This window comes from Nostoc sp. UHCC 0252 (assembly GCF_034931145.1).
Lineage (GTDB): Bacteria > Cyanobacteriota > Cyanobacteriia > Cyanobacteriales > Nostocaceae > Nostoc.
In genome coordinates, this window is sequence record NZ_JAYGHE010000012.1 from 99,591 (window position 1) to 116,445 (window position 16,855).

Consider the following 16,855-nt stretch of genomic DNA (forward strand, 5'->3'; position numbering starts at 1 on the left):
AAACTTCGACCTTTGAACTCGGAACTTCGACCTTTGAACTCGGAACTTCGACCTTTAAACTCGGAACTTCGACCTTTAAACTCAAAACTTCGACCTCTGAACACAAAGCGCCAAGCTTAAAACTTACTATTCCCCATTCCCCATTCCCAATTCTCAATACAGTAACAATCTATTAATTGCATCAGGTTGAGTCCCGCAATTTTCTACAATAGGCGCAGAGACTTTGATTAAGGGTGTCAGCAAATAAATGCCTAAAACCGTTGCCGATGTGATGAGCCGCGATCCGATTGTTGTCCGTGCGGAAACTCCACTAAACGAAGCTATCCAAATTCTTGCAGAACGCCACATTAGTGGACTACCTGTTGTGGACGATGTTGGGAAATTGGTGGGCATTATCTCAGAAACCGATTTGATGTGGCAAGAAACTGGTGTAACTCCACCTGCGTACATTATGTTTCTTGATAGCGTTATCTATTTACAAAATCCTGCTACTTATGAACGTGATTTGCATAAGGCGCTAGGGCAAACCGTTGGGGAGGTGATGAGTAAAAACCCGATCACTATTTCCCCTGATAAAACTTTAAAAGAAGCCGCTACAATCATGCACGATCGCAGCGTTCACCGCTTACCAGTGCTTGATGACACAGATCAAGTAATTGGTATCCTCACTCGTGGTGATATTATTCGGGCAATGGCAGCAAGTCAAGATTAGTCAAAAATAGAGACGCGATGAATCGCATCTGTACAAAAATTAAAAGTAGAGACGCGATGAATCGCGTCTATCTTTTTTACACCTTTGAAAATTCAGGATAACTAAATGAGTATTACTTCGGAGTCTGTTAAGCAATTACTCAGTTCTGAGGATTTAGGCGATCGCTTACGTGCAGTAAATCAAATCCGTCAATTGGAACCTGCGGTTGGCTTTGAACTGCTTCAAACTGCCATTAGCGATCGCAATTCCCGTGTCCGTTACTCGGCGGTGAGCCAAATGGATACACTCGGATCACAAGATTTACAATTATCTTTGGATATCTTGCGCGATCGCTTGCTTCATGACTCCGAAATAGATGTCCAAGCAGCAGCAGCAGACTGTATCGGCGCACTTCAACTACATGATGCTTTTGAAGACTTACAAGAGGTTTACCACAAGACTGATGAATGGCTAGTACAATTTAGTATCATTGCCACATTAGGAGCATTAGGCGATCCACGAGCTTTTGGATTGCTTAAAGAGGCACTCTCATCAGAAACCGAATTAGTGCAAACTGCTGCTATTAGTTCTTTCGGTGAATTGGGAAATTTAGAAGCAGTTCCCCTTTTAGCACCTTATGCTACCAATCCAGACTGGCAAATGCGTTACAGAGTTGTACAAGCGCTGACTCTTTTGGGTGGTGCAGAAGCCAAATCTATATTAGAAACACTGGCTAATGATGAAGTCGAAGCGATCGCAACTGAAGCCAAAAATTCTTTGCAGTCAGTTTAACTATATCTAAGGTTAAGAAAATTCACCTTTAATATAGATTTGTCTGACGGGATAAAAAAATCGACCTGGTTGGGAAAATTTTACATTCCAGCCAGATCGAATAGATAAATTAGAGTTACTTTTAATTGTTAAAAGTAACTTTTTTATATTTAGGATATGGTCTATTGAATGACACTTTTGCGACGGCGAGACATAACCATGCCAGCACCAATTAAACCTAAGCCTAACATTGTGGTTGGCTCAGGGACAGTGGTCAGAGTTAACTCGTATTTGCTTGCAGCCCCAGCAAGAGAAGCACTCACAAAGCCTGTTGCAATAGTTTGCCCATTGAAATTAAATTTCCCCGTAATCCCTTCTAATGCCACGTCAAGAATGTTAGTCTTCGATGTCCGAATTCTGGTAACTACAGAATCATCTAGGTCAAAGCTAAGAAACGCAGTGGTACTACCCAGAGTTCGTAATCCGAAATCAATAAATGGAGTGTAAGCGCCTGTAGAATATGTAGCTGTTGTGCTTGATATATTAGCTATCTTGGTTAAATCTAGAGTTTTAATTGTAATACCTGTGGCTGGGTTTAAATTTGGTGAGAAGAATTTAAAATCACCATAAGTATCAACACCATCAACATCGACATCGACAAATTTAATGCTAGTAGTAAGTGGATTATCCCCATCATTAGGAATGATAGATGTACCACTAAGACCAATACTCCCATTTAGGGTTACAGCTTGAGCCGAACCAGCAGATGTAAACATCCCAGCAGTAGCCAAGGGGATTGCAAAAGTAGCAGCCAGAGTTGCGTTTACTAATTTAGATTTTAAATTAATCATGAGCGTTTGAGAGTCCTAATAATAGCCTGGAACAGAGAAAATGATTGCTTGACCTTTACTATCAGTAATCTATTTAAAATACTGTCAGTGAAAGCGAAACTTGCGTGATGTATTTCTTATCTCCATAAAATCACATAGATTTGAGGTACGCAAGGTTTACTGAGTTGTCCTCATCACATCTTTAATTAATGTGTCATCTTCATAAAATTTTAATTACTTGTATAACTGGTCTTCGTATATTTTTCATTCCATAGGGCTGAAGAGAGGCTGGGGGTGAAGGGAAAATCCGCAAAAAGACAGGATTTTACCCTGATTTTGACAGCAATATATAGATCGCATCCCTACTTATGTATAGAAATCCGATTTTATTTTGAAAGTATTACGTATACTTAAGGCAAGAGGTAATTAATCTTTCCCTCTTGCTTGAAAATGTTAAGAGCCAAATACCTGCGGCCAAGTTGTTACAACAAAAACTACTACTGCGGCGATCGCTAATAACCCTTGAATCAAATTTCCTATCAAAGAACCGACTACAATTCCGATACCCGCCTTAACCGCCAACCCTAATTCACGTCGGTAAATATACTCACCAATAACTGCTCCCAAAAGCGGCCCTAGTAAAATTCCTAAAAGTGGCCCCCCAAAAGGCAAGGTTGGTAATAGCCCTAAAAATCCCACCACCAAACCGACAATTGCGCCAATTTGCCCCCACTTGCTAGCTCCAGCTTGTTTTGCCCCTACATAGCTAGCTAAGAAATCCACTCCGACGCTAAGGAGTAAAACAATAACTGTCACAACTAGGGGAATCTTAATAGCTGCGAAAGAACTACTAACGATTCCCCAGACGATAATTGCAATTAAAATTAAGCTGCTACCGGGGATGGCCGGAACTACAGCGCCGATAATACCCACAAGCATTACGGCAATTAATAGCCAATAGATAATTTGCATGGATAAAATTGTAAATTTACAAATTTCCGAGGCGCAAATCTATGCGCCCCTACTGTATATTCTATCTGGGTAAGATCATCACAAATGTCTGTTTATTACTAGAACCAAATAGCCCTACCCAAAGCACAAACGCACTGAAAGCACGAGCCGTTCGTATTCACTAACTGAACTTCCTAAATACTCCAAGATAAAACTCAAAACTTATGACGAGAAAAATTTTAACTGGACTGAGTTCAGAAGCCTACGAACACCCTTTTGATCGCAAAGCCTTGGCTTCTTTGCAAAATATGCCTGGTGTCTCTTTGCTACTCAAGAAAGTTAATGAATACGGCATTGATCGCTTACTCAGGTTGCAAAGCCTTGGTAGTGAAATCAGAATTTCGTCTCGTAATTTTCCCCAATTGCATGAAGCATTTGTAGAAACTTGCCGAATTCTTGATGTTGCTTCACTTCCTGAACTATATCTGTTTCGAGGTACAGGTCACATTGAATCTTACATTGTTGGGGTAGAGAAACCGCTTGTTGGTATTAATTTAGATGCAATGGAGTGGCTTAACACGGATGAGTTGCTTTTTGTTTTCGGACATGAAATTGCTCGCATCAAGAGTCAGCACATGGTTTTTCACCAAATGGCAATTGTCATGCCAAGTTTAAAAAATTTATTAAGCAGTACGACGCTGGGCGTGGGTGGCTTGCTAGCTGGTGGGATGGAACTGGGTTTATATAATTGGCGGATGATGGCTAGGCTCACTGCTGATCGGGCTGCAATGCTAGCTTGTCAGGATATTGACGTAGCAACTACTACACTGATGAAACTCGCAGGTTTGCCAGATGAGTATTTGACTACTGCTGTGATTGAAGATTTCCTTGTCCAAGCTCGTGAGTTTGCAGCCAATAACTTTGATAGTGTGGATAAAGTCACTAAAATATTAAGCTATACAGAGCCTGCACTTTCTTGGGTAGTTATGCGGGCTGGCGAATTATTAAAATGGGTTGATTCTGGAGCTTATGATAATTTAATTCAGCAGGAAAATTTAAGTACACCAGAAGAACCAGAAGAATCAGAAGGAAAAGAGGAGAAAACACCAGAAGAAAAAGAAGGGTGGAATTTTTTGACTTCTTGGTGAAGGAATTTTATAGCCATTCAATTAATGATTGCCATACATCCTTGGGTAAAGACGCGATTCATCGCGTCTTTACAAATGGCCTATTTGTTGCATTGTTTTTTCAAATTGGTATTAGATTTTAAATTTTAGATTGTCCGATTTTAGATGAAATTCAAAATGTGCTTATGACGTTCAATAGTGTATCTATCATATAGGCTGACGTAGCGAGGTGGAGACACGGGAAGATTTAATGATAAGCGATCAGCCAGATTTGATATCAATCCAAAATCCAAAATTGGCTTAAGTGGTAAGAGTAACAGCAAGTTTATCAGCAATTCCTGCGATCCAATTTTCATCTTGTTTGGTATAACTGCGAGGAGCATTCGCTCCCAAAATTAACGCACCTTGATTACCAATAGGTTGACAAATTACACCTTGAGTATTCTCTGGTAAATAATCAAATTCAAGCCTACCTGGATATATTTTTAGAGCAACTAAATAAATCGGCTTTTGTTTTTCGAGTACCTGTTTTAAGATTACTCCTGGTACAACTTCAGATTTAGTACCTAAAATCCCGCGACGCAACAAAACTTTGCCTTGATAATAAACCACTAGCGATCGCGTTACTGTATTAGTCAACAATAAGTGAGATGCCCAGGCTAGCTCTGTTTTCACAGCTTCGGGTAAATCTTCTGCTAGTACAAAACCTTCTTCTCCAACTAGTTCTACAATATCAGGCGATCGCGGTTGAACTTGCTGCCAAATTAAACCCGTCAAAATTAACACCGCACTCAATATCACGCCCACAACATCACCACGCGATTGTGATTGAGTTAATTCCGGTGTTAACAAACGGTTAATCAACAAAAGTACAGCGCCTAGCCCACCAACAACAATGGGTAGACGCCGCAAAACTCGATTAGGATCAGGTTTATTCATTGGAATTGGGAATTGGGAATTGAGAATTGGAAATTGGGCAATCAATAGTTCTTTTTCCCTTGCTCCCCCTGCTCCCTGCTCCCTCCCTCATCTCCTCACTCCTCCCCTGGCTCAATAATTCGCTGGAAAAGATAACCAGTTCCCCGCGCTGTGAGAATCAATTCTGGGTTGCTAGGATCATCTTCTAACTTTGCCCGCAAACGTGATATATGCACATCTACTACACGGGTATCTACATGACGTTCTGGTGTATAACCCCAAACTTCCTGCAAAATTTCCGAACGAGAAAAAGCTTCTCCAGAGCGACTGACTAGCAACTCTAACAAGCTGAATTCCATACCTGTCAATCGAATCCGCTCATCGCCTTTGTAGACTTGTCGCTTATTCGTATCGATTCTAATGTTAGCGACATGGATCACCCCAGAACTAGGAATGCCAGAAGCACCGTTTTTATCTACGCGCCGCAGTACCGAGCGAATCCGGGCTTCTAGCTCTTTGGGGGAAAATGGTTTAACTACATAGTCATCAGCACCTAATTCTAAGCCAGTGATGCGATCGGCTACATCACCCAAGGCTGTTAGCATAATAATGGGGACATCTGATTCTTTTCGTAATTCTTGACATACACCATAGCCATCTAGCTTTGGCATCATTACATCTAAAACTACCAAGTCAGGATCAGTTTTGCGAAAAGTTTCTAAAGCTTCTTCCCCATCGCCAGCAGTCACTACATCGTAGCCAATCATGGAAAGGCGCGTTTCCAAAATCCGGCGAATGCTGGCTTCGTCGTCTACCACCAAGATTTTTTCTTTATGACTTTCCAAGTTTCTGAAGGCTCCTTGACTAAAAATTTACATGATTAATTTTTAATACCATAATATTAAGATATCATTCCATGAATTGATTTGGAAAAACCTCTAAATACTACTATTATTGGTTTTTAGTTTTTCCCAAGAATTAAGCAAATATTAAGAATATTTAATAAGATTTAAGAATGGCAAAGCCAAAAACATTTTTCACTTGTAATGAATGTGGAGCAGAATCGCCCCAGTGGTTTGGGAAGTGTCCAGCTTGCGGTACTTACAACTCTTTAGAAGAACAAATTTCTATTCAATCCTCAGTAGATGTACCCAGTCGGGGGGGAGTCAGTAGTTGGCAATCGGCTCAAAGCAATGGCAAATCTCACTCTAAACCAGCTAAAGCACGAGCCTCCTTAACATTTGACCAAATTACCGATCGCCAAATCGCCCGTTGGGAGTCTGGTTATGAAGAATTAGATCGGGTACTTGGTGGTGGAGTCGTCCCCGGCTCTATGGTGCTGATTGGTGGCGATCCCGGTATTGGGAAATCGACTTTATTGTTGCAAGTATCAAATCAATTAGCACAGAAATATCGCATCCTTTACGTAACTGGTGAAGAATCGGGACAGCAGGTAAAATTACGCGCCTCTCGTTTGGGAGTATCAAAACCCCTCAGTGTAGTTAATGAAGAGAAGGTAACAGTAGTAGTAGATCCTACACTACCCATAGACCCTGACAGCATAGGTGCAGATTTATATGTACTGCCAGAAACAGATTTAGAAGAAATTTTACGAGAAATAGATTCTCTAAAGCCAAATGTGGCAGTGATTGATAGTATTCAAACGGTGTTTTTTCCAGCGTTAACTTCTGCACCAGGTTCAGTGGCTCAGGTACGGGAATGTACGGCCGCACTGATGAAGGTAGCAAAGCATGAAGATGTCACCATGCTGATTGTGGGGCACGTTACCAAAGAAGGAGCGATCGCCGGGCCAAAAGTTTTAGAACATTTAGTTGATACAGTATTGTACTTTGAAGGCGATCGCTTTGCTTCCCATCGATTATTACGCACAGTGAAAAACCGCTTCGGTGCAACTCACGAAATCGGCATCTTTGAAATGGTAGCCGAGGGATTGCGAGAAGTCTCCAATCCCTCAGAGTTATTTTTAGGCAACCGTGACGATCCTGCACCTGGTACGGCAATTGTGGTTGCTTGCGAAGGTACTCGCCCCATCGTTGTTGAATTGCAAGCCCTTGTCAGTCCCACCAGCTACCCTTCCCCCCGGCGTGCTGGAACAGGGGTAGACTACAACCGCTTGGTGCAAATTCTCGCCGTCTTAGAAAAACGGGTGGGAATTCCCATGTCTAAATTGGATTCTTACGTCGCTTCTGCGGGTGGGTTGAATGTAGAAGAACCGGCGGTAGATTTGGGAATTGCGATCGCAATTGTCGCCAGTTTCCGCGATCGCATAGTCGATCCCGGTACAGTATTAATCGGTGAAGTTGGCTTAGGTGGACAAGTGCGATCGGTTTCCCAAATGGAACTGCGGTTAAAAGAAGCAGCTAAGTTGGGATTTAAACGAGCGATCGTCCCAAAAGGAACAAAATTCCCCGATTTAAATATTGAAATATTACCAGTATCTAAAGTAATAGATGCGATTATCGCCGCTATTCCCCATCAAGAATTGACAGCCGATGATTTAGAACCTGATGAAGAAGAGTAACCAATAGCCCCCTTTTTTAAGGATGTTGGGAGGATCTAAAACAGTCAAATACCAGGGTAAAATCCGAGATTTTAACACCACCCCAGAGGAAAGCCCACTATGACAACCCTCACCCAAGACTACCAAATCACTTGGGAAAAACTACCCGATGATTACAAACTCCCAGATGATCCAGTGGACAACATCAATCAACCAGCCTTAGCTGCTGCACTCACGGAAAGCCTGCAATTAGCCGGAAAAATTTCAGCCAACACCCTAACAACAACTAATTACGGCATTTGTGCCACTCTAAACAACAAAATGGTCATTAAAGCCCCTGATTGGGCTTTCATTGCCAAAATTAATGTTAGTAGAGAAGAAGTAACACGCAGCTACACACCTCAATTACAGGGTGAGATTCCCGTAATTGTAATGGAATTTATTTCCGATACACAGGAAACGGAATATTCTATCAAAGCGACATATCCCCCAGGAAAGTGGTTTTTCTACGAACGCATCTTAAAAGTGCCAAACTACATCATCTTTGAGCCAGATAGCGGCAGTATCGAAATGTATCGCTTACACAACACAGAACAGTACATTTTGCAAGAGCCTGATGAAAATCAATGCTGCTGGATAGCCGAAATGAATCTTTACCTTGGGGTATGGCAAGGTACTCGTGAAAACCGTACAGGAAAGTGGTTGCGGTGGTGGGATGAACAAGGAAACCTTTTGCCTTGGGGTTCCGAGTTAGCCCAAGAGGAACGCCAACGTGCCGAACAAGAACGCCAACGCGCTGAACGACTAGCAGCGCAATTGCGGGCGGCAGGCATTGAGCCAGAAGTGTAATGAAATGTTTTAGGAGAAATTAAAAGCCACTGCTCCCCGACTTGTCAAACAAGCCGGGGATCTTATCTTATTTCTCACAAATCATTAAGTAAGGCTGAATACCAATTGTTAGACAAGATGAGGGTTTAACAACTGCGATGTCTACGACGGGCTACGCCTACGCCATAGGTTGATTACGATTGAATACACTGCTTATTTAGGCTGCATCAGCAGCACCTTAAATCTTTCTCGACACAAGACGGAGTTTTGCGTGTGCCAAAATAAATACCAATAAAACTACGGTTTTTATCTATGGTGTGGAATCAAGGGCAGGAGTTATTTGGCGATCGCTACATAATCGAGAGAAAATGAAACTTACTTACGATCCAAGATACAACATAGCTTATATCTGTCTCCAAGAAAAAACTGCACAAGTAGAAACAATTCAAGTCAGTGAAGAAATGAGTGTAGATATTGCTCCCGATGGCACAATTTATGGTATCGAATTGCTCAATGCTAACCAGCAATTAGGCGCTGATGAACAGGGGAAATTAATTGTAGTCAATGAAGCATTAGGAGAATCTGCGGAAATTAAGTTGTTACTATAACCAAATTTTTATTATGGCTTCTTCCCCCCACTATATTCCCCAATCTGACCCGCCACTTCCTCCTTGGGAAACTTTACCAACGATGTATGATTTACCAAGTGACAACCCAGAGGAACCAGGCTTGCCAGACGATTTTCACTTTTTACAACCCTTACTTTTATACTTAACTTTTCAGCCCATTAACTGGAATCCCGAACTAGTTTACAGTGCGGCTGACCTTAATCTTTACTATGATTTACAGCATCCTTTGTGGTATAAACGCCCAGATTGGTTTGGTGTCGTAGGTGTAGGAAAATTATATAAAGGGCAGGATTTACGCTTAAGTTATGTAACTTGGCAAGAACCAGCAAATCCCTTTGTAGTTGTTGAGTTATTATCCCCAGGTACAGAAGACGAAGATTTAGGCACAAGAAGAGAAAGTGCAGCAGATAAACCTCCTAGTAAATGGGAAGTTTATGAGCGAATTTTGCGGATTCCTTACTATGTTGTTTTTAGTCGCTACACTAATGAAATTCGGGCTTTTCAGTTAGTCGGCGGTCACTATGAACCGATGAATTTGACCGATGGATACCTACTAATGCCAGAGATAGATTTAAGTTTAGGCTTATGGCAAGGTTCATTTCGAGATATTGAAAGGTTGTGGTTGAGGTGGTTCACTTTGACAGGAGAATTAATTCCCGCACCCACAGAGGAAGCCACTGCTGCAACTGAACGAGCTATTATTGCTGAACAAGAAGCTACAGAAGCTAGACAAGAAGCTACAGAAGCTAAACAAGAAGTTGCTCAAGCTAAACGAAAAGCAGAACAATTAGCAGAGCGTTTACGTCAGTTAGGTGTGAATCCTGATGAATTAGATGAATTATTGTAACTTTAGGAGTATTTTCCTATACGCAGCAGAATTTTCTGCTTTTGAGTAATCACCCGTATTGAAAGTTTTGATAGCTGAGACCTAAGTAGCTATCAAATAACAGTATTGGCTTCCATAAAAATTAATTTTTGAGAGCGATCGCACATTCAGCACTTGAAATACATATAATATTTACCTTCGGCAAGTATATGGCAACCTAGTTTTCTGAAAAATCATGATGTCATGCTATATCCTTACTGTTCCCCAAATCAGTGCCAATTGCGTTACTAGGCGTAAGATGCGGTTCATTTGTGAATCCAAAAGGTGATGTTCTGAACACTTGCAGATATTACCGCATACAGTGATTCTGTTCTGGCTGCTAAAATACGTAAGTATGGGTAGTATGATCGGACTATTCAGATACAAGTTGTCTATTTGATCACACAACGCCCTCAAAAGATTGTAGAAAAGTGTATTTCCTTGTGTTGATAGTGGTGCTAACCTCAATTTTAAGGATGTTATCAGCCTTTATCTGCTAGAGTTTCTGACTTTCAGCAAACTAGATAATCTATCAACAATAAAATCGCTAGGAGTGCGATGAGATGTCACAGTCCCCCCATACCACAAGACCAGAAATAGCTGCTGGAACTCTAATCGATAACCGCTATATTATCCAAAAACTTCTGGGACAGGGAGGATTGGGACGAACTTACTTGGCGTTTGACACTCGGCGTTTTAATGAAGCTTGTGTTCTCAAAGAGTTTGCACCCATTGGCACAGGTGAAAGTGGACTAGAACAATATCGCAATTTATTTAAAAGAGAAGCAAAAATTCTTCATCAATTGCAGCATCCTCAAATTCCCAAGTTTTTGGCTTGCTTTGAAGGGGATGGTCGGTTATTTCTGGTACAAGAGTATGTTGATGGAAAAACATACTCTAGGCTATTGGGAGAACTTCAACGTCAAGGAAGAAATTTTTCTGAAGACGAGGTTATCCAGTGGCTAAAAAATCTGCTGCCTGTTTTGGAATATGTCCACCAGCACAACATTATCCATCGAGATATTTCTCCTGACAACATCATGTTACCTGATGGCAAAGAGATGCCTGTGCTGATTGATTTCGGTGTTGGTAAACAAATTGCTGACATGAACGAGGCGAAAAGTTCTAACCATCAGGTAACGTTTGTTGGCAAAATGTCCCTTGTAGGGAAAGTAGGATATGCTCCCCGCGAACAGATTAGCTTGGGTTTATGCTCGCCTTCTAGTGACCTTTATGCTTTGGGTGTAACAGCTATTGTACTGCTTACAGGTAGAGATCCATCTTTACTAATGGATCAATACTCGCTTGAATGGAACTGGCGTTCTTATACTTATGTTACTGATGAGTTCGCTCAAATACTTGATTATATGTTGGCAGACAGACCTAACAAGCGATACCAAACAGCTAGGGAAGTTATTAGAGATTTAGAGCGGATTGGAGAACCAGAACAAGTAGCGATATTTCCTCCGATAATACCTGATGATTTGCCTGCCACAATATTTAATCCTGAGTTTCAGGCTATGTCGGCAATATCACAGTCATATAACCAACCTGTAGAAAGAATTTTTAGTTCGCCTGTACCTATTAGTCCACAAACTACGCCAATTGAACAACCTTCGCTTCAACCAGCGTTTATCAAACATTGTCAGCAACAGTTAGCTTACCACATTGGGCCTATGGCAAATCTGATCATCGAAGAAATATTATCTGAAAACCCCTACATTCCACCCAACGAATTTGTTGAACTTATAGCAAGAGAAATTCCTAATTTTCAAGCAGCTTTTGAATTCAAAAAAAGCTTATTATCATAAATATTTGGAATCCTGTTAATTTAGAAATAATATTGAAGAAGAATTCAGAAGTCAGAATTCAGGAGTCAGAATGAATAAGTGGGGGATTCAGACCCACCACTCGATTCTTGCACCACTAAATCAGAGATTTAGTGGGGGACTTAAACCCTTCTATTCATCCGCCACTCGCTTAACCTTCTTCTGAATTCTGGCTCCTGACTCCTGAATTCTGTTCGTTAAATTGTTTAAGAGCATCCCGAATATGCATAAACATAAACTGCCATTGCAAGCTTCATGAAATAGAGCGAAGCAATCACAAAGTCTAGATACTGCGATTGCTTCATTCCGCTCCGCTTCACTCGCAATGACAATCTATCATTGGAGTAAACTTTCAAAATCGAGATGCTCCCAAGTGTTTAATTTTGGGGGTTTAAGTTAATAACAACTCAACGCAGTCACAAAAATGGCTGTGTCTAAATCTTTGCTATAAAACTTAATTACGAATTATGTAAAGCCTGTGGCATAGCTTTGCTTAGAGCGTAGCTGTAGCAATTTTGCTAGCGTCAAACCAATTAAAAATTAAAAATGTAAAATTAAAAATTGCAATTCTTTTGGGTCTTGAACCCGCTACTGATTGTAGACCACTAAAATATGCGGATTTAGTGGTAGCTCAGTACCCAAAATTAATTAAAAATTATTTTTTCAATTTTTAATCTTTAATCTTTAATTACAACTGGTCATTACGAATTATTTTAATCCCCTATACCTCCCTGAGTGCGTTTGATTCTTTTCATCGCCATTTCTAAACTTAACTGCATCCGTTTAAATGCTTTAGCTAAATTACCAATTTCATCATTGGACATTTGCTCAAATTCAACTTCCATGTGTCCTGTACTAACTTCTTCAGCTATGCGAGTCATCCGTTTGAGAGGTCTAACAACCTGTCGATTCAAGAACAAGTTGACTAACAAGATCGTTGCTATAAAAATACTTGATACAATTAGGATAATTACTAAAGAAGACTGATTGGCTTTGCTAATTACATTACTCGCTGGTACTGATACAATCTGAGCGCCAACAATCTCATTCAGTTTCCACCCAAATCCATTAGCTGTACCATAAAGATTAATCATACTTTGAGGAGCAGCTTCTGGTACACTATGACACTTCAGACAGCTTTCTTCAGAAACTGATAAAGGACGAGCAATATAAAAGATATCTCCACTAGGAATTGAGCGAAATCCAGTCACTTGTTTAAGGTCTGATTTTTTTCTGAACCTTTCTACAATTTCCGCTTCAAAAGCGTCAGCTTTATCCCGCAGATTTGTGGGATTGAGGGTTGCTTCTTTATAAAAGAAATCACGGTAGTCTGGTGTTTTCCGTAAAATCTCAAATACCTCCCGTGCTGAGTATCCAGGTACGGTTTGCGGCAAAAACTCAGTATCTAATTTATCAATTAGCTCTGGATTGACTTGAGTACTGGTGTAATTACGAACTGAACTCATTGTTTGAATGAGGATGAGACCAGTTGAGCTAATATCTTGTTTAGCATTCTCCCTAAGCAGAGAAGAAAGAGCAAATCCACTCAAGCTCAAACCGAATGTCAAAATTACCAGTAACAAGATTGTAAACTTTTGTTTCAGGTTTAAATTCTTTAGCATAATTACAGATTACCTACAAGTCAATTTATTATGAACAAATATAGCGAAAATCATTGTTTCCTCTACTATTATCAGTTAATTCTCATCTTTAGGTATAAAGGTATCGTTTAGCTAAAACTATTAAGGTATACACAACTTTATACTATTAGTAATTATTGAGGTTAATGAAAATGTTCTCTAAGTAACTCAGTTTAAAAAGCTACAACAGCCATTCAAATGGAATTCCTAAAAATTCGTGTTGGCTGTTTTAATACCGTGCCAAAATAAATACCAGCAATTGTCAAATATTACTAATGGTGTGGAATGCAGGAAAGTCTTTATTCGGGGGACGCTACATTATCGAAAGCCGACTAGGTGAAGGCGGAATTGGCATTACTTATCTTGCCAGAAATCAACGGAATCAACTGCGAGTGATTAAAACCCTCAAAGAAGAAATCCTGAACCACCCCGCTTGGATACTCCACCGAAACAAGTTACGGCAAGACTTCCGTGATGAAGCAGTTAGGCTGGCTGTATGTCATCATCCCCATATAGTAGAAATAGAAACCATCTTCGATGATGGAAATTTGCCTTGCATGGTGATGGAGTACATCGAAGGCGAAGACTTAGGACAGTACCTAAGAAGGGTTGGGGTGTTATCAGAAGCAGAAGCGCTGCTATACATTAGACAAATTGGCGGTGCTTTGACACTAATCCATTCTAAAGGATTGCTGCATCGGGATCTTAAGCCACGCAACATTATGATCCGCATTAATAAACCAGAAGCAGTGCTGATAGACTTTGGCATCGCTAGAGAATTTATTCCCAATGTAATCCAAAGACATACAGTGTATCGTACTCCTGGTTTTGCCCCACCTGAGCAGTATGAATCGGAAGCACCACGAGGAGAATACATTGATATCTATGCTTTAGCCGCTACCCTGTATAATTTGCTTACCGCAGTGATTCCGACGAGCGCAGATGATAGACGACACAATGTTAATTTAGAACCACCACAATATTTTAATCCCAACATCAGCAACAGGGTAAATCAAGCTATTATGTGCGGCATGGATTTGGAGTCAACTTATCGTCCCCAGTCTGTGCAGGAGTGGTTAGATCTATTGGGTACTGATACTGGGGGAAATGTAGCGCCAGCACCATCTAACCTAGTAATAACGCCTAGAGTAAAATTACCTCCACCTGTTGTATTAGATCAGCAAAATTGGCAATGCGTACAGACCCTCAGAGGTCATTCTAGTATGGTTCAGGCGATCGCCATTAGCCCAGACGGACAATTTATTGCTAGTGGCAGTAATGACCATACTATTAAACTTTGGCAACTGGGTACTGGCAAGCTAGTGCGTCAACTGGGTCGTTGGTCTTCTGGTCATTCTAATATGGTTCATTCCGTCGCTTTTAGCCCAATCTCAGTAAAGCTTTCTTATCAAGGAGAGTCAGGCAAATCTGCGGGAATCGCAGATTTGAACTTGGGAATCTTGGCTAGCGGTAGTTGGGATAATACGATCAAATTGTGGGATGTAAACACAGGGAAAGAAATTCGCACTCTCACAGGTCATAGCAACTGGGTGAATTCTGTTGCCTTTAGTCCAGATGGCAAGTTTCTCGTTAGCGCCAGTGCTGACTGGAAAATTAAACTCTGGCAGGTACAGGCTGGTATAGAAATCCAAAGTCTCACAGGTCATTTTGACTCTGTTTCCTCAGTAGCTTACTCTCCGAGAATGGCTGTAACAAATAGCCAGGATAAACAACTGGTAGCTAGTGGTAGTAATGACTACACTATCAAACTGTGGCAAGTATACACAGGCAGAAACATCGCTACATTACTGGGTCATTCATTCTTCGTCAACTGTATCGCCTTCAGTCATGATGGGGAAATTATCGCTAGTGGTAGCGGTGACAACACAATTAAATTGTGGCATGTAAATACAGGCAGAGAAATTCGCACTCTTACAGGTCATTCTGATTCAGTTTGGTCAGTTGCCTTTAGCCAGGATAGACAATTTCTCGCTAGTGGCAGTTGGGACAACACTATCAAGCTGTGGCATTTACACAGTGGTACAGAAATCAGCACACTTATCGGACATTCCAGCTATGTTCGATGCGTCGCCTTTAGTCCCGATGGCCAGACCCTAGTTAGCGGTAGTGATGACGATACTATCAAGATTTGGCGACGGGGGTAAGAAATAATTCGTAATTCGTAGTTCGTAATTCGTAGTTCGTAGTATTTTTGCTGAGTCTGGTTCGATAGGTTTAAACCTACAGATAGAAATGCGATCGCTCAAAGCTTGTCACAATAATGACGACAACCGTTATTTTTGGACAAGAATTAATATTATGGGCTTTGGTATAGGTGATTTATTCTGGATTTTTCTCCTTCTGACTACTTTGCAACCCCTTTGGCAAAAACGTCAGGTAGAATATCGGCGCTTGCGTGCTTTACAACAATTCCAGCAGGAACGCAAAAGTCGGGTGATTTTGCTCATTCACCGCCAAGAGTCTATTAGTTTCCTGGGAATTCCCTTGTCTCGCTACATTACTATTGAAGACTCAGAACAAATATTGCGAGCAATTCGCCTCACACCACCAGATGTGCCGATTGACTTAATTTTGCACACTCCTGGGGGTTTGGTTTTGGCGACGGAACAAATCGCCAGAGCATTAATTCGCCACCAAGCAAAAGTTACAGTCTTTGTACCCCACTATGCCATGAGCGGCGGTACAATGCTTGCGATCGCCTCTGATGAAATTATTATGGATGCTAACGCTGTTTTGGGGCCAGTTGATCCCCAATTGGGTAACTACCCAGCAGCAAGTATCCTGAAAGTAGTTGAAGACAAACCTATTGGTGAGATTGATGACCAAACTCTCATTATGGCTGATCTCTCACGCAAAGCAATACAGCAGGTACAGAGGTTTGTAAGGACTCTGCTCAAAGACAGTATACCCAAACAAAAAGTTTTGCCAGAAAATATCGAGTCGATTATCGAAGCCTTAACAACCGGGCGCGTCACCCACGATTATCCCATAACTATTGAAGAAGCAACAGAAATGGGGCTGCCCGTAACTGTCGGACTGCCCCATTCTATTTATGATCTCATGGATTTGTACCCACAGCCACAAGGAGGCCGACCCAGCGTCCAGTACATTCCTATGCCTTACAATGAACCCCGCCCAATTCTACCTATACCCAAGGGTAGACCCTTAGAAGAACCAAATCAGATGACTTAAGAAGCTTTGAGGTAGAAGTTTTTGGTGGCGACTAGGGTGTAG

15 protein-coding genes are annotated in these 16,855 nt (G+C 41.2%); 10 read left to right on the forward strand and 5 right to left on the reverse strand.

Features of this window, described 5'->3' with window-relative positions; translation table 11 throughout:
• The first annotated feature begins 247 nt into the window (after positions 1-247).
• Together VB732_RS10580 and nblB are read left to right on the forward strand one after the other, a co-directional pair.
• Entirely contained in the window at positions 248-712 is a 465-nt protein-coding gene (locus VB732_RS10580) for a CBS domain-containing protein (protein WP_323230785.1), read from the forward strand.
• 105 nt (positions 713-817) lie between these two features.
• Positions 818-1,483, forward strand: coding sequence for a phycobilisome degradation protein NblB (gene nblB / locus VB732_RS10585; RefSeq protein ID WP_323230786.1), 666 nt, complete (start codon positions 818-820; stop codon positions 1,481-1,483).
• A 161-nt stretch (positions 1,484-1,644) separates the two neighbouring features.
• Here nblB and VB732_RS10590 read toward each other — a convergent pair whose 3' ends face one another.
• Both VB732_RS10590 and VB732_RS10595 read right to left on the reverse strand, forming a co-directional pair.
• Positions 1,645-2,313 carry a PEP-CTERM sorting domain-containing protein gene (locus VB732_RS10590; RefSeq protein ID WP_323230787.1) on the reverse strand — a complete coding sequence of 223 codons (669 nt, stop codon included), beginning with the start codon at positions 2,311-2,313 and terminating at the stop codon, positions 1,645-1,647.
• 432 nt (positions 2,314-2,745) lie between these two features.
• Complete coding sequence (locus VB732_RS10595) at positions 2,746-3,264, reverse strand: DUF456 domain-containing protein (RefSeq protein ID WP_323230788.1); 519 nt, start codon at positions 3,262-3,264, stop codon at positions 2,746-2,748.
• A gap of 203 nt (positions 3,265-3,467) precedes the next feature.
• On the opposite strand from VB732_RS10595, the gene VB732_RS10600 reads away from it, so the two are divergent.
• Positions 3,468-4,391 (forward strand): M48 family metallopeptidase, encoded by a 924-nt coding sequence (locus tag VB732_RS10600; RefSeq protein WP_323230789.1) that lies wholly within the window; start codon positions 3,468-3,470, stop codon positions 4,389-4,391.
• Between the two features lie 279 nt (positions 4,392-4,670).
• Here VB732_RS10600 and VB732_RS10605 read toward each other — a convergent pair whose 3' ends face one another.
• Entirely contained in the window at positions 4,671-5,309 is a 639-nt protein-coding gene (locus VB732_RS10605; protein ID WP_323230791.1) for a cofactor assembly of complex C subunit B, read from the reverse strand.
• Between the two features lie 95 nt (positions 5,310-5,404).
• Positions 5,405-6,133: a response regulator transcription factor RpaB gene (gene rpaB / locus VB732_RS10610; protein WP_323230792.1), complete on the reverse strand. Its 729-nt coding sequence runs from the start codon at positions 6,131-6,133 to the stop codon at positions 5,405-5,407.
• A gap of 170 nt (positions 6,134-6,303) precedes the next feature.
• Between rpaB and radA the strand changes: the two genes are divergently transcribed.
• The 5 genes from radA (at position 6,304) to VB732_RS10635 (ending at position 11,942) form a co-directional block, all read left to right on the forward strand.
• Entirely contained in the window at positions 6,304-7,830 is a 1,527-nt protein-coding gene (radA, locus tag VB732_RS10615; RefSeq protein ID WP_323230793.1) for a DNA repair protein RadA, read from the forward strand.
• Between the two features lie 99 nt (positions 7,831-7,929).
• Complete coding sequence (locus VB732_RS10620; protein ID WP_323230794.1) at positions 7,930-8,658, forward strand: Uma2 family endonuclease; 729 nt, start codon at positions 7,930-7,932, stop codon at positions 8,656-8,658.
• A gap of 296 nt (positions 8,659-8,954) precedes the next feature.
• Positions 8,955-9,245: a DUF2283 domain-containing protein gene (locus VB732_RS10625; protein ID WP_323230795.1), complete on the forward strand. Its 291-nt coding sequence runs from the start codon at positions 8,955-8,957 to the stop codon at positions 9,243-9,245.
• 13 nt (positions 9,246-9,258) lie between these two features.
• Positions 9,259-10,113: a Uma2 family endonuclease gene (locus tag VB732_RS10630; RefSeq protein WP_323230796.1), complete on the forward strand. Its 855-nt coding sequence runs from the start codon at positions 9,259-9,261 to the stop codon at positions 10,111-10,113.
• Positions 10,114-10,694: 581 nt separating this feature from the next.
• Positions 10,695-11,942, forward strand: a complete 1,248-nt coding sequence (locus tag VB732_RS10635) for a serine/threonine-protein kinase (RefSeq protein WP_323230797.1) — start codon at positions 10,695-10,697, stop codon at positions 11,940-11,942.
• A gap of 731 nt (positions 11,943-12,673) precedes the next feature.
• Here the strand turns inward: VB732_RS10635 and VB732_RS10640 are convergent.
• The gene (locus VB732_RS10640; RefSeq protein WP_323230798.1) at positions 12,674-13,582 is read right to left on the reverse strand and encodes a c-type heme family protein; all 909 of its coding nucleotides are present in this window, start codon (positions 13,580-13,582) and stop codon (positions 12,674-12,676) included.
• A 293-nt stretch (positions 13,583-13,875) separates the two neighbouring features.
• On the opposite strand from VB732_RS10640, the gene VB732_RS10645 reads away from it, so the two are divergent.
• Positions 13,876-15,765, forward strand: coding sequence for a serine/threonine-protein kinase (locus VB732_RS10645; protein ID WP_323230799.1), 1,890 nt, complete (start codon positions 13,876-13,878; stop codon positions 15,763-15,765).
• Between the two features lie 154 nt (positions 15,766-15,919).
• Entirely contained in the window at positions 15,920-16,813 is an 894-nt protein-coding gene (locus VB732_RS10650; protein WP_323230828.1) for an SDH family Clp fold serine proteinase, read from the forward strand.
• Positions 16,814-16,855: the final 42 nt, after the last annotated feature.